Genomic DNA, 630 nt, shown 5'->3' with positions numbered 1-630 from the left:
TATCGAATGAAATGCCGTTCTGTGCGAAGAAGTGTTGGGCAAGAAGATAAATTGGATTTCCATCTACTACGAATGTCAGGTTCTCAGGAATATCTTCCATCTTTAGGAGAACTTCATCTATCGCACGAATGGCGGAAATTGTATCTCGGTTGGGAGATACCGGGTAAGAAAGAATAATCTTTTTCACGGCGTCAAAAAAGAAAAACAAGTAATGCCAACGGCCGTTTACTCGAATGTAGGTTTCATCACCACAGAATTGATCAGACAATTCGTATGGATAGTGATCGATGTATGGCTTAAGAATAAGAGCCACACTGTTTACGTAATTCAGGATTGTCTGATGAGAAATGGCTACACCATGAACATCTTGCATAATGGCCGCTGTTTTACGGGCTGAAAGCCCATAATTCACATGATAGGTCAAAGTAAGCCCTAATACATGTGGTGATGAATAGATTCTTGATAGGTCGACTATTGGAAGCTCCGGAGATTCCTTGGATAAAGGCTGGAAATCAATACGAAACTTTCGGTAAATGTATCTCATTTTAAATGCTTGCGGGTCCTTTTTAAAACGTTTCTTTTCCTTTGAGGACATCCCATTTCGCTTCTTTTGATAATACGGGCATTCAT

Annotated in this window: 1 protein-coding gene; it reads right to left on the bottom strand. The window is 40.0% G+C overall.

The annotated features are described in order from the left end of the window. Positions 1 to 630: DDE-type integrase/transposase/recombinase (locus tag GW534_RS16000; RefSeq protein ID WP_246204225.1), on the bottom strand; the 630-nt coding region annotated here is incomplete at both ends.

Source organism: Pallidibacillus pasinlerensis (assembly GCF_009996845.1).
In the GTDB taxonomy this organism is placed as follows: domain Bacteria; phylum Bacillota; class Bacilli; order Bacillales; family Caldibacillaceae; genus Pallidibacillus; species Pallidibacillus pasinlerensis.
This window is presented reverse-complemented; position numbering and strand designations above follow the sequence as displayed.